Source organism: Arthrobacter bambusae, from assembly GCF_030812595.1.
Lineage (GTDB): Bacteria > Actinomycetota > Actinomycetes > Actinomycetales > Micrococcaceae > Arthrobacter > Arthrobacter bambusae_B.
Genome location: NZ_JAUSSZ010000002.1, coordinates 192260 through 211441, shown reverse-complemented (window position 1 = coordinate 211441; position 19182 = coordinate 192260). Strand labels below are relative to the sequence as shown.

17 protein-coding genes are annotated in these 19182 nt (G+C 64.4%); 5 read left to right on the top strand and 12 right to left on the bottom strand.

Annotated features, from left to right (window positions below):
* Window positions 1-150: 150 nt before the first annotated feature.
* The 3 genes from sucD to pcrA all read right to left on the bottom strand — a co-directional run bounded on the left by sucD (window position 151) and on the right by pcrA (window position 5047).
* A complete protein-coding gene (sucD, locus tag J2S96_RS04435) occupies window positions 151-1053 on the bottom strand; it encodes a succinate--CoA ligase subunit alpha (RefSeq protein WP_306860307.1) in 903 nt (300 codons plus the stop codon).
* A 13-nt stretch (window positions 1054-1066) separates the two neighbouring features.
* Window positions 1067-2236, bottom strand: coding sequence for an ADP-forming succinate--CoA ligase subunit beta (sucC, locus tag J2S96_RS04430; protein WP_306860305.1), 1170 nt, complete (start codon window positions 2234-2236; stop codon window positions 1067-1069).
* 249 nt (window positions 2237-2485) lie between these two features.
* Window positions 2486-5047: a DNA helicase PcrA gene (pcrA, locus tag J2S96_RS04425; RefSeq protein WP_306860303.1), complete on the bottom strand. Its 2562-nt coding sequence runs from the start codon at window positions 5045-5047 to the stop codon at window positions 2486-2488.
* A gap of 201 nt (window positions 5048-5248) precedes the next feature.
* Here pcrA and J2S96_RS04420 point away from each other — a divergent pair, with 201 nt between their 5' ends.
* The 3 genes from J2S96_RS04420 to J2S96_RS04410 are packed head-to-tail and all read left to right on the top strand — an operon-like array spanning window position 5249 to window position 8231.
* Window positions 5249-6433 carry a sensor histidine kinase gene (locus J2S96_RS04420; RefSeq protein ID WP_306860301.1) on the top strand — a complete coding sequence of 395 codons (1185 nt, stop codon included), beginning with the start codon at window positions 5249-5251 and terminating at the stop codon, window positions 6431-6433.
* Between the two features lie 11 nt (window positions 6434-6444).
* Complete coding sequence (locus tag J2S96_RS04415; RefSeq protein WP_306860299.1) at window positions 6445-7590, top strand: hypothetical protein; 1146 nt, start codon at window positions 6445-6447, stop codon at window positions 7588-7590.
* Window positions 7587-8231: a sigma factor-like helix-turn-helix DNA-binding protein gene (locus J2S96_RS04410; RefSeq protein ID WP_306860297.1), complete on the top strand. Its 645-nt coding sequence runs from the start codon at window positions 7587-7589 to the stop codon at window positions 8229-8231. Before J2S96_RS04415 ends, J2S96_RS04410 begins: the two co-directional genes overlap by 4 nt.
* 3 nt (window positions 8232-8234) lie before the next feature.
* Here the strand turns inward: J2S96_RS04410 and wsfD are convergent, their stop codons facing one another.
* The 8 genes from wsfD to J2S96_RS04370 all read right to left on the bottom strand — a co-directional run bounded on the left by wsfD (window position 8235) and on the right by J2S96_RS04370 (window position 16867).
* Window positions 8235-9851 (bottom strand): glycan biosynthesis hexose transferase WsfD, encoded by a 1617-nt coding sequence (wsfD, locus tag J2S96_RS04405; RefSeq protein ID WP_306860294.1) that lies wholly within the window; start codon window positions 9849-9851, stop codon window positions 8235-8237.
* On the bottom strand, window positions 9844-10692 hold the full coding sequence (locus tag J2S96_RS04400) for a septum formation family protein (RefSeq protein ID WP_306860292.1): 849 nt from the start codon (window positions 10690-10692) through the stop codon (window positions 9844-9846). Before J2S96_RS04400 ends, wsfD begins: the two co-directional genes overlap by 8 nt.
* The gene (gene xrtS / locus J2S96_RS04395) at window positions 10682-11293 is read right to left on the bottom strand and encodes an exosortase S (RefSeq protein ID WP_306860290.1); all 612 of its coding nucleotides are present in this window, start codon (window positions 11291-11293) and stop codon (window positions 10682-10684) included. The genes J2S96_RS04400 and xrtS overlap by 11 nt, the downstream gene beginning before the upstream one ends.
* Window positions 11294-12655 (bottom strand): glycosyltransferase family 2 protein, encoded by a 1362-nt coding sequence (locus J2S96_RS04390; protein WP_306860288.1) that lies wholly within the window; start codon window positions 12653-12655, stop codon window positions 11294-11296. It abuts the gene before it with no gap.
* 95 nt (window positions 12656-12750) lie between these two features.
* Entirely contained in the window at window positions 12751-12936 is a 186-nt protein-coding gene (locus tag J2S96_RS04385; protein WP_306860286.1) for a hypothetical protein, read from the bottom strand.
* Window positions 12937-12981: 45 nt separating this feature from the next.
* Complete coding sequence (locus tag J2S96_RS04380; RefSeq protein ID WP_306860284.1) at window positions 12982-14268, bottom strand: PVV-CTERM domain-containing choice-of-anchor G protein; 1287 nt, start codon at window positions 14266-14268, stop codon at window positions 12982-12984.
* Window positions 14269-14399: 131 nt separating this feature from the next.
* Window positions 14400-15548, bottom strand: coding sequence for a non-hydrolyzing UDP-N-acetylglucosamine 2-epimerase (gene wecB / locus J2S96_RS04375; protein ID WP_306860281.1), 1149 nt, complete (start codon window positions 15546-15548; stop codon window positions 14400-14402).
* A gap of 473 nt (window positions 15549-16021) precedes the next feature.
* Entirely contained in the window at window positions 16022-16867 is an 846-nt protein-coding gene (locus J2S96_RS04370) for an inositol monophosphatase family protein (RefSeq protein WP_306860279.1), read from the bottom strand.
* A gap of 33 nt (window positions 16868-16900) precedes the next feature.
* Between J2S96_RS04370 and J2S96_RS04365 the strand changes: the two genes are divergently transcribed.
* Entirely contained in the window at window positions 16901-17527 is a 627-nt protein-coding gene (locus tag J2S96_RS04365; RefSeq protein ID WP_306860277.1) for a hypothetical protein, read from the top strand.
* Window positions 17528-17542: 15 nt separating this feature from the next.
* Here J2S96_RS04365 and J2S96_RS04360 read toward each other — a convergent pair whose 3' ends face one another.
* Window positions 17543-18583 carry a hypothetical protein gene (locus tag J2S96_RS04360; RefSeq protein WP_306860275.1) on the bottom strand — a complete coding sequence of 347 codons (1041 nt, stop codon included), beginning with the start codon at window positions 18581-18583 and terminating at the stop codon, window positions 17543-17545.
* Window positions 18584-18753: 170 nt separating this feature from the next.
* Here J2S96_RS04360 and J2S96_RS04355 point away from each other — a divergent pair, with 170 nt between their 5' ends.
* Window positions 18754-19119, top strand: coding sequence for a hypothetical protein (locus J2S96_RS04355; RefSeq protein WP_306860273.1), 366 nt, complete (start codon window positions 18754-18756; stop codon window positions 19117-19119).
* Window positions 19120-19182 lie beyond the last annotated feature (63 nt).

Here is a 19182-nt window from a genome sequence, read left to right as displayed (position 1 = left end):
AGACCGCCGGACGTGACCGAGCGTCGGAGAAACGACGACGGCGCCCGTCACCTTCACATGGAAGGTGACGGGCGCCGTCAAGTCCCCGGACGCTCCGGCCGCTCGCGAGCTCGCGAAGGTCCCTCGCGTCCGTGGGCCCTGTTGAGGGTCCTAGAGGCTCGCGAAAACCTCGCGGAGCAGCTTTGCGGTCTCAGACGGCGTCTTGCCGACCTTCACGCCTGCGGCTTCGAGGGCTTCCTTCTTGGCCTGGGCCGTACCCGCAGAGCCGGAGACGATGGCGCCGGCGTGGCCCATGGTCTTGCCCTCGGGAGCGGTGAAGCCTGCAACGTAGCCGACAACCGGCTTGGTGACGTTGGCCTTGATGAAGTCGGCTGCGCGCTCTTCGGCGTCGCCACCGATTTCGCCGATCATGACGATCGCCTTGGTCTCCGGGTCAGCCTCGAACGCGGCCAGGGCGTCGATGTGGGTGGTGCCGATGATGGGGTCGCCGCCGATGCCGATGGCGGTGGAGAAGCCGAGGTCGCGCAGTTCGTACATCATCTGGTAGGTCAAGGTACCGGACTTGGAGACCAAGCCGATGGGGCCCTTGCCCGTGATGTTTGCCGGGGTGATGCCAACCAAGGCTTCGCCCGGGGTGATGATGCCGGGGCAGTTCGGGCCGATGATGCGGGTGATCTGCTTGCCGTCGGCGTCGACCGTAGCCTGGGCGAGTGCCCAGAACTCGGCGGAGTCCTGAACCGGGACGCCTTCGGTGATGACGACAACCAGGCCGATGCCCGCTTCGATGGCTTCAACCACGGCGGCCTTGGTGAATGCCGGCGGAACGAAGACGATGGAGACGTCGGCGCCGGTTTCCGCGATGGCTTCCTTGACGGTGCCGAAGACGGTGATTTCCTTGTCGCCGTGCAGCACCGTGGTGCCTGCCTTGCGGGCGTTGACGCCGCCGACGATGTTGGTGCCGGCCTTGAGCATCAGGGCGGTGTGCTTGGTGCCTTCGCCGCCGGTGATGCCCTGGACGATGACCTTGGAGTCTTTGTTGAGGTAGATAGACATAGTCCTGCGTCCCTTACTTAGCTGCGTTGGCGAGTTCGGCGGCCTTGTCGGCGCCCTCGTCCATGGTGGCTGCCAGGGTAACCAGCGGGTGGTTGGCCTCGGCGAGGATGCGGCGGCCCTCTTCGACGTTGTTGCCATCGAGACGGACAACCAGCGGCTTGTTCGCGTTGGAGCCGAGCTCGGCCAGTGCACCGACGATGCCCTTGGCCACAGCGTCACACGCGGTGATTCCACCGAAGACGTTCACGAAAACGCTCTTGACTTGCTCGTCGCCGAGAATGACGTCCAGGCCGGCGGCCATGACCTCAGCGGAGGCTCCGCCGCCGATGTCCAGGAAGTTGGCCGGCTTCACGTTGCCGTGGTTTTCGCCTGCGTAAGCAACGACGTCGAGGGTAGACATCACAAGACCGGCGCCGTTGCCGATGATGCCAACCGAGCCGTCAAGCTTCACGTAGTTGAGGTCCTGCGCCTTGGCCTTTGCCTCGAGCGGGTCAGCTGCGTCCTTGTCCTCAAGTTCACTGTGGTGAACGTGGCGGAAGCTCGCGTTCTCGTCCAGTGAAACCTTGCCGTCGAGGGCGACGATGTCGCCGGCGCCGGTCTTGACCAAGGGGTTGACCTCAACGAGGGTTGCGTCTTCCTTCTTGAAGACGTCCCAGAGCTTCAGGATGACGGAAGCGACCTTGCCGCGCAGTTCCTCGGAGAAACCAGCAGCGGCGACGATTTCGTCGGCCTTGGCCTGGTCGATTCCGACAGCGGGATCGATGGCGACCTTGGCAAGTGCCTCAGGGCGCTCTACGGCAAGCTGCTCGATTTCCATGCCGCCTTCTACCGAGCACATGGCCAGGTAGTTGCGGTTGGCCCGGTCCAGCAGGACGGAGAAGTAGTATTCCTCAGCAATGTCGGCGCCCTGGGCGATCATGACCTTGTTGACGGTGTGGCCCTTGATGTCCATGCCCAGGATGTTGGTGGCGTGCTCAAGCGCTTCGTCGGCGGTCTTTGCGACCTTGACACCGCCGGCCTTGCCACGGCCACCGACCTTTACCTGCGCCTTGACGACGGTCACGCCGCCGATGTTCTCGGCAGCAGCCTTTGCTTCTTCAGGAGTGTGCGCCACGATGCCGGCGAGCACGGGTACACCGTGCGCTTCGAACATATCGCGCGCCTGATATTCAAACAGGTCCACGGTTTAGTGTCCTTCTACGTCGAAGTAGTTTCTGTACAGCCGGAAACCACGGTGACCGCGAAAACCGGCTGCGGATAGGTGCGCATCGAACGGCCGCCAGGCAGCCGGTCACATTGCGCAAGTTCCTCTCGAACTTTAGCCCCCCGGGGAGGCCAGCCGGTTCTACAGTACCTGTTAAGTGAGTAAGCACACAGTTCTATCGACCGTAGAAAAACCCCTACATGACGCGGATTTCCGGCCTATCAGCCGCTAGGAATCCAGTTTGGTCAGCGGCGCGTAACGCAGCAGCAGCCGCTTCTCGCCGACGTCGAACTTCACCTTCGCGACCGTCTTGTCACCGGCGCCTTCGACGCCGATCACGGTGCCGTTGCCGAAGCTCGTGTGGTTCACTCTGTCCCCCACGACGACGGCGATCACTTCCTTTTGCGGCTGGACACGATTGCGTACGACGGCGGCCGGCACGTCGGCGTTGAAGCCCGCCGTAGTGCTTGCTGCAGCGCCGCGCGATGTTCCTGCCCCCCAGAAGGAGCCGCCGTAGCGCCCGGACCCGATGGTGGCATTGCCCCAGGCGCCCACTTGGCGGGAGGTGCCCTCGCGCTTCCATTCCACGAGGCCGGTGGGGATCTCTTCGAGGAATTGGCTGGCAGGGTTGTATTGGCTCTGGCCCCACATGCTGCGTACTTCGGAGCGGGTCACGTAGAGGCGTTTCCGGGCACGGGTCAGGCCAACATAGGCCAGGCGACGCTCTTCCGCCAGTTCCTTTGGATCCGTCGCGGAACGCTGGTGCGGGAAGAGCCCGTGTTCCATGCCTGTCAGGAAGACCACGGGGAATTCCAGGCCCTTGGCGGTGTGGAGGGTCATGAGCGTGACCACGCCCATCCGCTTGGCCTCTGCGACGGCGGCCGCAGCGTCTTCGGAGGATCCCTCCGGAGCGTCCGGGATCTGGTCGGCGTCGGCTACGAGGGAGACTTGCTCCAAGAACTCACCCAGTGAGCCTTCGGGGTTGTCGCGCTCGTATTCACGGACCACTGCCACCAGCTCGGCGAGGTTTTCCACACGGGATTCGTCTTGCGGATCGGTGCTGCCGCGGAGCCCGGCAAGGTACCCCGTCTGTTCCAGTACGGCCTCCAAGGCTGCCGCGGCGCCGGAACCCGACGCCACCTCGGCCAGGTCATCCAGGAGTTTCACGAACCCCAGAACGGCGTTCACCGAGCGGGTGGCCATGCCGGGAGCTTGGTCCGCCTTGCGTGCCGCAGCCATGAACGACGTGCGTTCGCGTTCGGCAAGCGCGGCCACGGCACCTTCGGCACGATCGCCGATCCCCCGTTTGGGTTCGTTGAGGACGCGACGCAAATTGACGTCGTCGTCCGGGTTCACCAGGACCCGAAGGTACGCGAGGGCGTCCTTGATTTCCTTGCGTTCGTAGAAGCGGGTGCCTCCCACCACTTTGTACGGCAGGCCCACGCGGACCAGGACGTCCTCAATGGAGCGGGACTGGGCGTTCGTGCGGTAGAAGACCGCGACGTCGCCGGGACGCAGGCCTTCCTCGTCCTGGAGCCGGTCGATTTCCTTGGCGATGAACTGGGCTTCGTCGTGCTCGTTCTCCCCCACGTAGCCGATGATCTTTTCGCCGTCGCCCTCGGCCGTCCAGAGTTTCTTGTCCGGGCGGTTGGGGTTTCGCGAAATAACGGAGTTCGCCGCGCTCAGGATGTTCTGGGTGGAACGGTAGTTCTGCTCCAGCTTGATGGTGCGGGCTTCCGGGTAGTCCTTCTCGAATTCGACGATATTGCGGATGTCCGCACCGCGGAACGCGTAGATGGACTGGTCGGAGTCGCCGACGACGGTCAGCTCGCTCGCCTGGGGACCCTCGCCGACGATTTCGCGGACCAATGCGTACTGGGCGTGGTTGGTGTCCTGGTACTCGTCGACGAGGACGTGACGGAATCGACGGCGGTAGGACTCTGCGAGCGCGGGGAAGGCGCGGAACATGTAGACGGTCTGCGCGATGAGGTCGTCGAAGTCCATCGCATTGGCCTGCCGCAAGCGCTGGGTGTAGCCCTTGAAGACCTCGGCAACGGCCTGTTCGAACGGCTCGTTGTGGTTGGCTGCCGACGCGAAATCGTCGGCGTCGATGAGCTCGTTCTTGAGTGCCGAGATCTTGTGCTGGATCGCTTTGGGCGCGAACTTCTTGGGGTCAAGGTCCAGGTTCTTGGCTACGAGCGTAATGAGCCGCAGGGAGTCCGCGGAGTCGTAAATGGAGAAGTTGGAGTTCAGGCCCACGTTGGCGGCTTCGCGGCGCAGGATGCGCACGCAAGAGGAGTGGAACGTGGAGATCCACATTGATTTGGCGCGGGCACCGACCAGGGCTTCGATGCGTTCCCGCATTTCCGCGGCCGCCTTGTTCGTGAAGGTGATGGCCAGGATCTCGCCGTGGTGGGCCCGCCTGGTGGCGATCAGGTACGCAATACGGTTCGACAGCACGCGGGTTTTGCCGGAACCCGCTCCGGCCACGATCAGCAAGGGGCTGCCGGCATGTTTGACGGCCTCCTCCTGCTGGGGGTTCAACCCTTCGAGCAATGCCCCCTCGGAAGGCAAGCCCGAGTGGCCCCGGTCCTGCCCGCCGTCGTGCGTCCCACCCCAGGACACACCACCGCCGGGCACAGAACTTCCGGACACAGAACTTCCGGGCGCGGAACTTCCGGGCGCAGAACCGCTTCCGGCGTGCGAAAGCATGGCCGGAGCGGCCTTGGTGGCAGCTGTGCTTGCAGCTTTGAAAGGGCCATCCGCGTACGGGTCAAACAACATATCCATGGTGATTACCAGTCTAGGCGGTGGCCCTGACACCGACGGACCCGCATGAACTTCCGCGATGACCATCCAGCGATTCCTCTCAACGGAGGTCCGTCAAATACCGGCTGAGCCAGGAAATACCAGGACTCCAAAGCGCCTCCCCACTTATGCTTCTAACGAGCTACAAGTTCGCTGGCTAAGGGACACATCCAAAGGAACGGCATGCGCGCAACACGAGGTTTTTGGAGGACGCGCCGCCCCGGTTTGGTGTCGAAGTACGGAACCCTCCTTGGCTTGTCCATCACCATTGCGTCAAGCTTGTTCCTGGCTGCGGCCAGCCGGCTCCAGCCTTGGGAGTTCCTCGGTGCGTACCTTGTCCTTGCGGGGGTCCTCGTCTGCTTCGCGCTGATGCTCCACTCGGATGAGTGGCCCCGGCGCCTGGCGATTCTGCTCGGGCTCATCCTGCTCGCGGAACTGCTGGGCCCCGAACAACGCGACGAGTTCAGTCCGGCTTTCATCCCCTACACCCTGGTCCTCTCTGCAAGTTCCGTGCTCGTCCTCTCGATGCGCAAAACCTGGCGATCGATGCTCTTCACATTCGCGGCGTTCCTGCTGGTCCTGGGGTACGGAGTTGTCTCGGCCATGTTGGTGGGCGCGGGCCCCGCGAGCGCTTCCTTACTGACTGCTGCGTGGATCATCACCCTAACGATGCGGCTTGGCGGCCCACGGGCCTTGGCCGTATACTGGGGCGGTTTCGCCGTGCGCCAGGAGTCCGTGGCGGCCCACATCGTCGCGCAGGACCGGCGCAGCACCGTGGCTTGGAACGCGAGGCATTTGCACGACACCGCTTTGCGCACCCTCACTGTGATCGGCCGCCAAGGGGCCGGCGTCTCTTCGACGGAACTGAAAGAAATGCTCAAGGCCTGCACCACCTCCCCGGGAAAGACGTCCCGGCAGGGACCCCCGCCGCCAGGCAGGACCGGCGTCGACTTCCGCGCTTCGACGCCTCGGCACTCCCCGGAATCCGGGGACCTCGCCGTCCGGCTGCTGCGGATCGCCGAGAACCGGACACGGACGGGGTTCCTTGTGGAGATCCACGGCTCGGCCGGACCGGTGACCGAGTCCGTCCAAGCCGCCTTGCTGGCCGCCGTGGATGAATGCATCCTGAACGCCGACCGGCACGCGGGCGCGGGGACGGTGGATGTCCTTCTATCCCGGAGCTCGGATCACGTGTTGGTGGTGGTCAGCGATTCCGGTTGTGGATTTGACCCTTCGTCGCTCCCCACCGACAGGCTGGGTGTGAAGGAATCCGTCCTTGCCCGGATGCGCGATGCCGGTGGACGTGCGCGGGTCTTTTCCACGCCGGGACGAGGAACCACCGTCCTGCTCGAAGCGGTGGCCGCATGACAATGCCGGCTATGTCCCGGACCAGCGTGGAGGGACCACTCTTCGTGTCCCGCGGAGTCTTGGCGACAGCCTGCTTCGTGCTGTGGATCCTCGGTTTCTATCTCGCGTGTCAAGCAGGCGGCAAGACGGCCGCCGCCTCTTGGCATTTCCTGGCCAGCGGACTGGAGTTGCTGGGGCTCCTCGTCGCTGTGCAGGCATCCGATAGCGCTTCCCCGCGGGGCGGGCTGGTCAACCTGCGGGCCACGTGGCTGGTCCTGGCCACTGCCTCCGGTGGTTGCGCGGCATTGGCCGCGGTGCAGGAGCGGGGGATCGCATTGCTCGGAGCGAACGCGCTGTTCTCGGCCGTCGCTGTCCTCCTTGTGGCGCATCTGTGGAATCTTCGTGGATTCGTCACCCTCGCGCTCGCGACCGCGGCGGTCAACACAACTCTCTACGTTCTCACTCCGGCGGCCGACCTGCGGACAACGTCCAACGTCCTCTTCCTCTCGCTCCTTCCGGGAGCGGTGGGAACGGTGAGCGTGTTGCTGCGCAGGGACGCCCTCCAGCGGAAGGGGGCGAGCGGCCTGAGCGAGCGGCTCGACTCGTTGACGCGGGCCATCAACGCCAAAACATCCGCACGGGAAAGCGAGCTGGCGGTCAGCAAGTCCAGGATCGATGAATTGTTTGGCAAGGTCGCGAAGGCACCGTCCCTGCCTTTGGACCCCGCGATGGCCGAGGAAGCGAGGGAGCTTGCGGGTCATTTACGCCGGTTGCTGCTGGAAGAATGGTCCGACAATTGGCTCGCAGAGGCTTTGGAACTGGAGGGCCTGGCGGGCAGTGTCACTGTTGCCCAGCCCTTTGATGTGGTGGAAGGCCTGCCGGAGGCCTCACGCCCGGCCCTTCTGGCCGCCACCATGTTGATGGCTGTGGGCTCCACTCTGCGGGGTCCGGACCGGGGCGCCACCGCTGAGCGCGCCGGGCCGCCACACCGCATCCACTTCTTTGCAGAGAAGTCCGGCCAGGACGGTGCGCGCCTGACATGGCGCATTCAGGGCGTCCATAAGAATCACCTCCCGCCTCTGTTGTGGACCGAGCTGGATTCGCTGGGCCATGCAAAAGCGGGCAATGACCGCGAGGGCTGCAGCATCGTGGTTGAAACAGGGGGGCGGCGCCGTTGACCCGCGTTCTGCTCATCGAGCGCCATCAGCTCTTGATCGACTCCCTGTCGCAGTGGCTTCGCATGAATACTCCGGAAATCCGAGTGCTGGCCGGGGCCTCCTGGCCTCCCGAAAGCGCGGGACTCCAAGGTGACGGAGCCCGCACAGCCGATGTCGCCGTCGTGGGTGAACTGCAGGGGCGCGAAGCCGGCAATATTGCCGGTCTCGTCGCCTCGCTGAGGGGGTCGGGAATGCAGGTGGTCCTGCTGGCGGACCACCATCCGGCGATGGCCATCACCTCAGCGCTCGACGCCGGCGCGCTGGCGGTTGTGCCCAAGTCCGCCGAGCCGGGCCACACCGCGGCCGCGATCCGTGCGGCGGCATCCGGCCGGCGATACCTTCATCCGGATATCAAGGGCCTGCTTGAGTCCCCGGCGGTCGCGAGAGTCGAGTTGTCGGCCAGGGAAAGGCGGCTGGTCGAGCTGTACCTCGGACCCACCCCCCGAAGCATCAAGGAAGTGGCCGAGCTTTTGGCCATCAGCGAGCAGACGGTCAAGTCCCACCTGCATCGCGTCCGCCAGCGTTATGCGGGCGCCGGGCTCAAGGTGGGAAACATCATCAGCCTCCAGGATCAGCTTCGAAAAGACGGCTGGCTGAGCTGAATGCTAAATTGCCCGCGAGTGCCGATGCAGCCGGGATTTCGACGCAAGAATGCTCACCAGCGCCACCAAGAGCGGTACGCACAACGCCGAAATGAACCCGGTCACGATCATTTGGCGGTGGATCTCGGGCTGCCCTTCCAAAACCAGGACTACCCAGAACTGCACCCAACCGCCGAGGACCATCACCACGGCAAGGCGTCCTATTCCGGACTTCCGTCGAGCGGCAACCGCGAAGCCCATTAGCAGTGTCAGCAAGTGGAGGCCAAGCAACGTGACCGGGGCCGCTTTCATTGCAGTGTAGAGGCCAAGGACAACGGGAATCCGGCGTTCCTTGACGCCGGGGCCTTGGCCCGAATCCGCCATATAGGATCCCGCACCACTGAGTTCGGGCGTGAGCAGCGCGCTGATCCCGCGCTCCCCCAGGCCGATCAGCCGTTCGGGGTGGGTGGCAAAGAACGCCGCGAGCTTTCCGCGATTGATCTGTTCCCCAAACTGGGGATACTTGGGGTTGTATACCGCAGAGTTGTTGGAGTCCATGGTGCTGCCGGCGGCAGACGCGAAACTCGGGTCCAACCCCAGCCACTTCAAATCGGCGACAGGATCCGGGCTGTTGGGCAGGATCGACGCGAAGACTGCGTTGTAGAGACTCATTTCCGCAGCGCGCCTGGGCTCCGCCGCGAGGAACGCCACGGCAACCCCCGCGATCGCGATCACGGCTGTGGTGGGCATCAGGAACGCCTGCCACCGACGTCGCACGAAGCCCGCCCGCCGCCTACCTCGCGCGGTGGGCAACCACAAAAGCGCCAGGGCAACCGCCGGCAGCCACGACACCATCTGCGGCATCGCCGAAACCGTGAACGCGGCCGCGAGGACCACCATCAACAGCGACGCCCAGCGCGGCCTTCCGCCCTTCCAGTAGCGAAGCAGCGCCACCGCCAAGGAAAGAATGCCCAGGAAGGCAGCGGGCTCGCTGTACGGCGAAACGAAGAAGTCCGCGAAAACCCCGTCCGCCGTGACCAGGGTGATGAGCGCAGCGATCAGTACCCGGAACGGCTTCCGGCCCGGCAACGCCGCGACGAGCCCGGCGATGAGCGCGCCAAAGGCAACGCAGCACACAATTCCCACCGCACGCGTATCCAAGCCGGGGCCCCAGGCAAATACCGGGGTGAGCCATTTGCCAAGCCACAAGAGCAGCAATTGCGAGGAATAGACGGGCTCTCCGGATCCGGTGAAGCCGCAACCCTCACCAAAGTACTGGTGCGGCACCCAACCCGGATGGATGAAATCCGTGAAGTCGGTGTAAGCCCACGGCCTGAGGTTCCGAACGCCCAGCGAGCAAAGCAGCTGTTGACCGGTTCCTTGGTCGGCCATGCCGACGGTCCGGGGTACGAACAAGCGGAGGATCATGACGAGTGCGCCAAGAGTGCCGCACAGCAGGGCAACGCCCCGCACGCGGGGTGACCCCGGCACGCCCGGCCCCACCTCCCCCGGCCCGAACGTCCTGGCCACGTAGGCGGCCGCGGGGCGAAGCGCGCTCACGGGCGCGGTCTTCCGGCGGAGCGGTTCCGGGGCGGCTCCTCTGGACCGGGAATCCGGGACATCGAGCCGTGCGTCAATCACGCTTCTGCCCTCCCACCGGCGCGAGCGAACCGGTGAAAGTGCCTGGATTGGACTGCAAAGGCGCGACGGCGCAGCGTACCGTCCGCGCGCCGTTCACCGTCCGGATGACCGGACGCAGGGTGATCCCGCCTGGAAGTGCGTCAACGCCGAGGAACTGCAAGGCATAGGGAAGGCAGCGCGCGTCTAGCGCGGCGGCAGTGGCCACGGCGCCCTCCAGTTTGAACCACGCACTGATGTCCTCCGCGGTGTGGGGCTCGGTACACGGAACATCGACGCCGTCGTAGCCCAGCTTCCCGTCCACCAACTCCTGCCGGTAGCACAGCCGCACGGCGGCCGAGTCAGGGCCGGCCAGAACGCCTTTGAGATCCAAGGTGGTGGTCCGGGGAACGCCATCGTTCGCGACCAGGAACACGTCACAGCGCACGGCCCGGGCTCCCCGTTCCCAGTCTTCACGGCTCGGGGCGTAGGCGGCGATGGCCAGGCCGGTTGTACCGTCGCGTTGACCGGCGGCGAGGTAATTCCGGAGAGAGGCAACATCGCACATGCGCGCGGTGAGGGCCTTGAGCTCCTGTTGCCCGGGCCTTGTTCCCCGCCCTGACCAGGGAGCCGGAACCTGTGCGACCTTGTAGGACTGGGCTGTGTGTGCCGCGGCGCAGGCAACCTGCGGGCTCGGTTCGCTGACGCCGTCGAATTGCTCCGGGGAGTCGATCACGTGGCACTCGCCCACTGCCGGGTTGCCGGTGGGCGTTCCCGGAAGGGTCTGGTTGCACCCGCTCAGCGCTCCTGCAAGAAGCAACGCTGCGGCACCCGCTGCCGCCCGCTTCGCCAAGCTATGCGGCACGCCGCCCCCGGCGCGTCTTGCCTGCGCGGACCAGGACAATGATGGCCGCCACAAAGCCGATGATCACCACGAAAGAACCGAGGAAATGGTGCATGATGCTGAAGCCCTGCTCTCCCCAGGCCTGCTGTGCCCCCGCAATCATGAAGAACCTCAACCCGTTGCTGAAAACAACAACCAGCAACGCCAAAGCGGCGGCGCGGGCCAATCGTGGCACCGCGATGCGGCCCATCAGGAACAAAACGCCGGCCAGGGCCATGACGGGGGCGATCAGTACCGCGCTGGAGCACAATCCGGTCACCATCAGGGCGAAGGGTTGGCCGCCGCCGATGTTGTGGAAGACAGTGTCGCGGACGCTGTAGGACGAGCCTCCGAGCGCCCGATCGAACACCCAGGCCATGGCCCAGGCCTCGAAACTGCGGATGCCTTCCTGTTGCAGCATGGCTAGGACAGCCGCTGCCAAACATGCCATGCCGGGGAGCAGCCCGCCTTGCCTCGAGCGGATCGTTCCCGCGCGTGGACCGTTTGGAATTTGCCGTCGTTGCGGCAGTTTCGGCCCCTGCCGCCCCTGCGGCCCCGCGGCGTATTCGACACTCGTCGACATTCAGGCTTCCTTCGCTAAGAGCTGGGTGTCGTTCTCGTTGTTTCGTCGGGTTTTTGCCCAGCCGTGGCGTCCCGTGACCAAGCGGTATGTCGCCCTCAACACGGACACGTAGTTCTGGTACATGTAGAGCCAGTAGCCGACTCCCCACAGCACTCCCGCCAATCGGCTCTTGTCCGGAACTGCCTGTTTGCGGTAGACGGGACCCCACAAGGCGAACGGCGCGATGCCCGTGACCACGATGAGCGGAATGATGAACCAGGACGCTGCCAACCAGGCTTGCAAGCCGCCCATCGTCAGGGAGCCCTGAGCCACCATGGCGATGAACAGTGTGGGCCACAAGACCAAGCCCAGGATCTGGATGAACGGCTGGACCAGGAAATAGCTGGATTCGATGGCCCCGATGTTGCTGAAATACGGAGACTCGAAAATCCGCGGTAAGTAGCTGCTGCACTGCATTCCGCCGTGGCACCAGCGGGTCCTCTGGGTCAGCAGCCGGCGAAGCCCCGGAAGCGCCTCCTGGGAGACATGGGCGTCATGCATGTAGACGGTCTTGTAACCGCTGAGCATCACATGGATCGCAAGCTCGTAGTCCTCAAGGAGGGCACCGTGCCACGGCTGTCCGGAGGTCCTGGCAATCGTATCGAGGGCGGAAAGCCGGGTGAACTGGCCGTTACCGCCCAAACCAACGGTCAAGGTGTGGCGGCGGAGTGACTGCATGGCGGCGATAGTGGTGCGGAACTCCATGTCCTGCATGAGGATCAGATACCGGGCGAAGCCTTGCTTCACCCGTCCGAATCCTGTTGCCGTCTTCAGCGCCGGGTCATCCACGTTGGACATCCATACGGCGGTCTGCGCTGCTCCCACCTCCGGATCCCCGAAAGCAAGTGGGCCGGCTGCCTGCCGGAAAGCATTCTCGGACATCAGCCCATCGGCGTCGAGCACCAGGACGATCACAGTTTCGCGGTCGGCCCCGGAAGGCAGCCAATCATCCAGGGCCCTGTACGCCGCGTTCAGCGCGTCGCCCTTGCCCGAACGGGCGTCCGGCAGAAAACGGCGCACAAGGTGAACCATGGGATCGGTCTCGGATGCGCGATGCACAGTTTGGGCCGTGGCGTCTTCACTGGCATCGTCCACAATCCAAACGTGTGCCTCGGGAAATTGTCCGCGCAGCGTCGCCAAGCTATTTCCAATCACTGTTTCCTCGTCGCGGCACGGAATGAACACGTGCCAGGTGAAGCCTCCCTGCGATCCCTCCGGATCCGGCGTCCTGCGAAGGAACGGGACCAGGATCACGCTGATGTAGGCCAAGAAGACCACCAACAGCACGAATGCCAGGGCTTGCGCGGACTCGAGTACTGACATGTCTCTCCGATAGTGCTTTGAGGCTGTAGAAGGCCCGTTTCAAGAAAGTCGAAGCGGGACGGCCACTGGGTAGGACCGCCCCGCCGATAGTGCAGTCAGGAATCCTTGCGAGCGGCGGCCCGTTTCGAGGCCTTGAGCATGCCGTTGCGCAGGACAACGAACCCGCCAACCAACAACGCAATACCCAGAAGGATGACCCAGCCAAGGGCCGGCGCACCGGTGACGGCGAGCGTTCCCCCGCCCGCCACCGCTCCCCCTGTCGTCAAACTATTTCCATACATGCTGCACGTTCCTTCGTTGTTCTTGTCGGTTGCGGGCAGTCGCGATCAGAGGGCCAGAACCGCGGTCCGACGGCGTGCGCGGAAGAACAACCAGCAAACAACCGCCAGCAATGCCGTTGCGCCGGTTATGGCCAAGGTGTCCTTGTTGACCACCGGAATTGCCGCCGCGAGCAGGTTCGGACCAACCGAGGCGTTGGCCAGGTTGACGGTGGCGATGCTGCCACCGGCTACTCCCACTTGGAGCGCACGCTCGGTGAAAACGCCTCCGCTGCTTTGCTGTACGTTGACCTTGGCCGAGACAAGCGCGGTCAAGGCGTTGGACAACGGGGTCACGACGGTCGAGGACACTCCCGATACGACGGTGTTCAGCGCGGTGGTCAAGACGGCAAGCGCCGGGCCGGCTGTGATCTGCGCAATCGGTCCGAGGGCGTTGACTGCAGCGGTCGCACTGGCGAGCGTGGAGTTGACGAGGCTCGTGATCTTGGCGGCCACAGCCTGCGGCAGGAACGAAACGAGATCCGTGCCAGCGGGCAGGGCGTTCAGGCTCGGCACACCCGCCACGGCCAGGAGGTCTGCCTCGGTGATGGAGACCGTTCCGCCCGCAAGAGGATTCGCCACGGTGACCCCCAAGGGACCCAGGACAAGGTTGGCGGTGTTGATGGCGGCGCCGACCGTCCCGGAAACTCCGCCAATCACCGTCCCGCCCAGATCGGCTGATGTGCCGGCAATGGAATAGGCGCCCGCTGGAGCTGCCCCCTGGTCCTGCTTTGCGGCGGCGGCCAGCGTGGTGATCTTCAGGTCCAGGTTTACGAGATCGGCGCCGCCAAGGATGGTTGCCGTGCCCACTTTGATTTCGGCAGCCGGGATGCTGGCGCTTCCCGACGTCGGCAGGCCGCCAGGCAGGGTGACGAGGCCCGGCGCGCCGGAAACCGTGCCGGAGAATGCCGCCGAGGATCCGTCATTGACGGCCTTGCCATACTGGCTGACCGCGCCCAGCTGGATGATGCCGTTGTTGCCCAGCAGCGGAATGTTTCCCGCACCGACATTCACGATGCCAAAGGCGGCGGAAAGATCCAGCGGAGTGCTGTTTTCAATGACCGCGGGGTCGGATGGCGGCGTGCCGATCTGCTGTGCCGTTGCCGCGCCGTTTGATGCCACGGCGGCAAAGTTCGGCATCCCAAGTACACTGCCGTCGATGATCTGCCCGCTGCCCGAGGAAATAATGTCGCTCGGTCCGGCAGTGGCTGCTGGCGCCGCCACCAGCCCGATACCCACTGCTACGACGGCGCTGACACCCGCTGCGGCGGACCATGTCCTATGTCTGGTATTCAAGTATTGCCCCCTCGTGAGAGTTGCAATCACGCCGGGGCGCGCTGCAACTGAAACCTTGGAGGACACACGTCCTCCCGTGGAGAAAGTAAACAAGGACTGTGGAGTGCGCTTTCCGAAAGTACCCGAACGGGTTAAGCGACGAAGTCCGGGCGCCGCTCACCCATCCCCAACATGGAGTCGATGGCCGCCACGGCGCGGCCGGATGCTCCGCCGTCGCCGTAGGGATTCACGGCTGTGGCCATAGCCGAATACAGTGCGTCGTCCTCCAGCAAAGCGTTGACTGCGTCCACGATCGTTCGCTCGTCCGTCCCGATGAGCCGAGCCGTGCCTGCCGCCACTGCCTCGGGGCGTTCGGTGTTGTCGCGCATCACCAGGACGGGTTTCCCGAGGGCCGGCGCCTCTTCCTGGACCCCGCCCGAGTCCGTGAGGACCACGTGGCACAGGCTCAGGAGCTTGGTGAATTGCACGTAGTCGAGAGGTTCCGTGATGGTGATGTTCGGGACGCCCACGACTCCCGGCAGGACGGCCTCCCGCACCGCTGGATTCCGGTGCAAGGGAAGAACGATTTCCACCTCGGGGCAGTCGGCCGCTATCCGCGCAAGCGCCCTCGCCGCGCCCGCCATGGCCGGCCCGAGGTTTTCGCGTCGGTGGAGAGTCACCAATAGGATTCTGCGGCCTGAATCCGTGATGTCCCTGAGTACGGGTTCGGCAAACTCAACCTCCCGTTTGACCGTCCCCAGCAGCGCGTCAATGACCGTATTTCCGGTCACGGCGATATTCTCCGCGGGTACGCCTTCGGACAACAGATTGTCCCTGCCCGTGGAGGTAGGCGCGAGATGCAGGGTGGTGATTTGCCCGAGGATGCGGCGGTTCGCTTCCTCCGGGAAAGGTGAATTCAGGTTGCCGCTGCGGAGTCCGGCCTCAAGGTGAACCACCGGAATTCCCTGGTAGAACGCTGCCAGCCCCGCGGCCATGGCGGTGGTGGTGTCTCCCTGGACCACAACCGCGTCCGGCATGACGTCGCGGAGGACCTCCGTGACACCCCGCAACGTCTTTTCCGTGATCCCGGCAAGGGTCTGGCGGGGCTGGATGATGTTCAGGTCATGCTCCGGGTGGACGCCGAAGAGCGCGTTGACCTGGTCCAGCATTTCCCGATGCTGCCCGGTTACTGCCACTGGTGCCTTGTAACGGCCTGTTGCACGCAAAGCATGGACCAGCGGCGCCATTTTGATGGCCTCAGGACGGGTGCCGTAAACGAGCAGGACGGTGCGTTTATCCAAAATTTCCCCTTGGGCTTGAGCTGCCGTCCGGAGACTAACAACCGCCCAAGGCCCTGGCCGGAGAACTCCCCATTAGGGTCAATCCCCTCCAGGGACATGCCCCCTCCCCGGACGAACCAGTGGACATAACAGCACTATGTCCACCCCTCAAGCCAAGGACGGCGCATGCTCACAGGAACCGAAGCCCTATGTCCATCCCCCAAGCCAAGGACGGCGCATGCTCACAGGAACCGAAGCCCCGACACCCGCTGCGGCACGAACCGCACGCCCCAAACCCCGTGATCCCCTCCAGGGACATGCCCCCTCCCCGGACGAACCAGTGGACATAACAGCACTATGTCCACCCCCCAAGCCAAGGAAGGCGCATGCTCACAGGACCCGAAGCAGTATGCCCACCCCTCAAGCCAAGGACGGCGCATGCTCACAGGAACCGAAGCGCTATGTCCATCCCCCAAGCCAAGGACGGCGCATGCTCAGGCGAATTGCGGCACCGAGGTGAGCGCCGCGCGCAGCTCCCGGACCGCCGTCGGGCCTCCCGCGAGGAACCAGTCCAGCCCGTTGACGCGTACGACCTCGGTGTCCCCGCCGGCCGCGCGGACAATCGCCTTGCCGGGGAGCCAGTCCCACTCCGGGCAGCTGTGCTGGAACCAGCAGTCCAGCTCGCCGTCGGCCACCCGGGCGAGATCGCAGGAGCCGGAACCGAACATCCGCAACGAAGCTGCAGATACAGCCGCAGCATGCCAGGGCATGGCGGCACGGGGATCGGCGAGCCAGGTGGGGTGGATGTAGGTCGCGGCGCCGAGTTCAGCCAAGGCGGCGTCCGACGGTCCCGGGATCAGTTCCTCGTTGAGGGTCGCGGGGCGGTCTTTGCCGCCGGTCCAGAGCTTGTCGAGCTCCGGTTGATAGATGGCCCCGAGGATGACGTCCGCATCATTCGAGGGCACGCCGTCCCGGGCCGGCTGCGAATGCTGCAAGGCGATCGCCGAGCACCAGTACGTGGAGCCGTGCAGGAAATTGTAGGTGCCGTCCACGGGATCGATCACCCACGTGCGCCCGCTGTTTCCTGCCACTGAGCTTCCTTCTTCACCCAGGATGCCATCGTCCGGGCGGCAACGGCGCAATTGCTCAAGGACGTAGGCCTCAGCCGCATGGTCCGCGGCGGTGACCACGTCCGAAACCGAGGTCTTCCGTTCCCCCTGCAAGCCGCCCATCCGCATCAGCAGGGCAAGCTGCCCGGCTTCCCGGACCAGGGCCGCAGCGAGTTCGTAGTCGTCGAGCGAAGGATCAAGTTCTGTCGCGGAGTGCCTGCCAGTGGTCATGGGTCCAGCTTATGTGGCGGGATAATGAATGACATGGCCAAGACCCCAGCCCAACGCATCAAGAAGCACGGCGCCAATGCCGCTGTGCCCCAGCACCACTTGCCGTCGGTGATCAACCCCTCCACCCAGCGGGCCCCCGAGAAGGCACAGAACAACGGCCGCCTCATAGTGATTGCCGGGGTCGTGGCCAGCCTGTTCCTGTTTTGGTACGTGCATCTGTTGACCCTGAACCAGATGACCCAGTTGTCCGGCGGCATGGCAATGCCCGATTCCCTTATTGGCGGGTTTTCCACCGACTACGTCCATCAATTGCATGGCGCCATGACGGACGACGCCCGCGGACAGCTCAGCTACATCCACAAGACCGCGGGAACCCTGTTTCCGCTGATCTTCGGCTTCACCTGGCTTCTGCTCATTGGCACCAATGTGGCCGGAAAAGCGCTGCGCCGGGCTCTGTGGGCTGCTCCCCTGCTGTTCGCGGTGGTCCGCTTGTGCGGCAACGTTGCGGTTGATGCCGCCCTGGGATCCGCAACGTCCGACGCCGGCCAGGTGGCTTTGGCTTCCACGCTCACCGTTGCTGGCTGGTTGCTGTTCCTGTTGAGCATTTTGGCCGGCGGCGCGGCTGTGTTCCTGGGCCGTCGGCGTTCCAAGAGCGACTGACACAGTCCGTCAAGGCTACTCCTGGTCCGAACCGGGTCCCGGCGCGAGCATCTCCCGGGCTTGGAGGGCGCGCTGGGGGGCGCCGGCCTGGTCGAAGCGATTAGCCGCTTCGACCAGGCCTTCCTTCGCCGCTTGCTTGTTCCCGGTATCGGCTTGGGCGCGCGCCAACAAGAGGAATATTTCGCCTGCCATCTGCGGGGGCACTTGGTCAGCACTTCTCGTGAGCTCGTCCAGCAACTTGATTGCCTCGCCGGCGTCTCCCGCGAGGTAGTTCCAATGGGCGCGGTTAAGGCGAAGTAGCAGGATTTCCTCTTCGTTGCCGCCAACCACGTCCGTGGCAAGCTCCGCCCGTTCAATGCACCGCAGGGTTGCGGCATCTGCCACTTCGGCGGCCAGCCTCATCGCCGCCGATGCCTTGTTGAATTTGGCCCAGACATCAAGGTTCCGGGTGGGAGAGAAGGTTTCCGCGGCGAGCTCATGGTAGCGGAGCCCCTCATCGACCTTGTCGCACAGGAACGCCACGTTGCCGATCACCCAGTACGCCTTGCCCGCCAGCTGGTCGTCCATTTCATCGGAAATCCGCGCGGAGAGGGATAGGCACTCCTCCCAGGCCTCCTCGAGCTTTCCGGACTCGCCGAGCGTCGCGATCAGTGCCTGCCTGGCATGGACGTCGATTTCCATGTCTGCGTCGTCATCGACCAATCCAACTGCCGATGCCGCCGTCGAAGTGGCCAGCTCAAGGAGCCCTTCACCCCGCAGGGAATTCGCCATCAAGATGAGGGCCCGGGCCCGGTACTGGGGTGAAGCCGCAGCCAACGATGCCTCGGAAAGGGATCGCGCCAAGGCCGTGCACTCAGCGAAATCGCCTGCGTCGAGAAGGTTCTCTGCTTGAAGGAAGGTCATGTTCCACCACCCGGTGGAATCACCGTCATCGCGGGCAATATCGGCTGCCGAGCGCGCTCCATCGGCGGCCTTGGCGAAGTCGTGGCTGGCCCGGTGCTCCCTCGCCTGCAGTTCCGCGGCGGCGTACGACGGCGCAACCTTCTTTTCTTGCATAGCTCCATTATGTCCTCCAGACACTTCGTCCGGTTGCGCCTCGTAAATAGCACGGTTTTGGGCGATGCGGACCAAGGATTGATGACACGGCGTGTCGTTCCTCTTATAATGAGCCTGCTTCACTTTCTTCACTTCAGTCGCATCAGTCACAAGACATCAGGAGCTTTCGCATGAAAAGAACTATCGCCGCTCTCCTCGCGGCCGCAGCGATCTTGTTTGCCGGAATTTCCGGCTCCGCAGCTGTTTCCGCCAGCAGCCAGAGCCCGGCACAAGACTCGTCCGTCGCCACTGGGTGGTGGCCGAACTTCAGCACGAGCTCGACTCAAGCCACTGGCTGGTGGCCGAACTTCAGCACGAGCTCGACTCAAGCCACTGGCTGGTGGCCGAACTTCAGCACGAGCTCGACTGAAGCCACTGGCTGGTGGCCGAACTTCAGCACGAGCTCCACTGAAGCTACGGGCTGGTGGCCGAACGCCAGCACCCAGGCTTCGCCCCAGGCAACCGGCTGGTGGCCCAACTCCACCCCGTCCAACTAGCAGCTTCGAAAGGCACCGGCCCAGGTCCGGTGCCTTTCTGCTGCCTGGTCTTCCGTGACCCGG

What these genes read in the sequence shown, in the direction of transcription:
- xrtS (WP_306860290.1), bottom strand. Translation starts at nt 11,293, where the DNA reads ATGTCGACGAGTGTCGAATACGCCGCGGGGCCGCAGGGGCGGCAGGGG.
- J2S96_RS04360 (WP_306860275.1), bottom strand. Translation starts at nt 18,583, where the DNA reads ATGCAAGAAAAGAAGGTTGCGCCGTCGTACGCCGCCGCGGAACTGCAG.
- J2S96_RS04415 (WP_306860299.1), top strand. Translation starts at nt 6,445, where the DNA reads ATGTCCCGGACCAGCGTGGAGGGACCACTCTTCGTGTCCCGCGGAGTC.
- sucD (WP_306860307.1), bottom strand. Translation starts at nt 1,053, where the DNA reads ATGTCTATCTACCTCAACAAAGACTCCAAGGTCATCGTCCAGGGCATC.
- J2S96_RS04420 (WP_306860301.1), top strand. Translation starts at nt 5,249, where the DNA reads ATGCGCGCAACACGAGGTTTTTGGAGGACGCGCCGCCCCGGTTTGGTG.
- J2S96_RS04385 (WP_306860286.1), bottom strand. Translation starts at nt 12,936, where the DNA reads ATGTATGGAAATAGTTTGACGACAGGGGGAGCGGTGGCGGGCGGGGGA.
- J2S96_RS04370 (WP_306860279.1), bottom strand. Translation starts at nt 16,867, where the DNA reads ATGACCACTGGCAGGCACTCCGCGACAGAACTTGATCCTTCGCTCGAC.
- pcrA (WP_306860303.1), bottom strand. Translation starts at nt 5,047, where the DNA reads ATGGATATGTTGTTTGACCCGTACGCGGATGGCCCTTTCAAAGCTGCA.
- J2S96_RS04390 (WP_306860288.1), bottom strand. Translation starts at nt 12,655, where the DNA reads ATGTCAGTACTCGAGTCCGCGCAAGCCCTGGCATTCGTGCTGTTGGTG.
- J2S96_RS04355 (WP_306860273.1), top strand. Translation starts at nt 18,754, where the DNA reads ATGAAAAGAACTATCGCCGCTCTCCTCGCGGCCGCAGCGATCTTGTTT.
- J2S96_RS04365 (WP_306860277.1), top strand. Translation starts at nt 16,901, where the DNA reads ATGGCCAAGACCCCAGCCCAACGCATCAAGAAGCACGGCGCCAATGCC.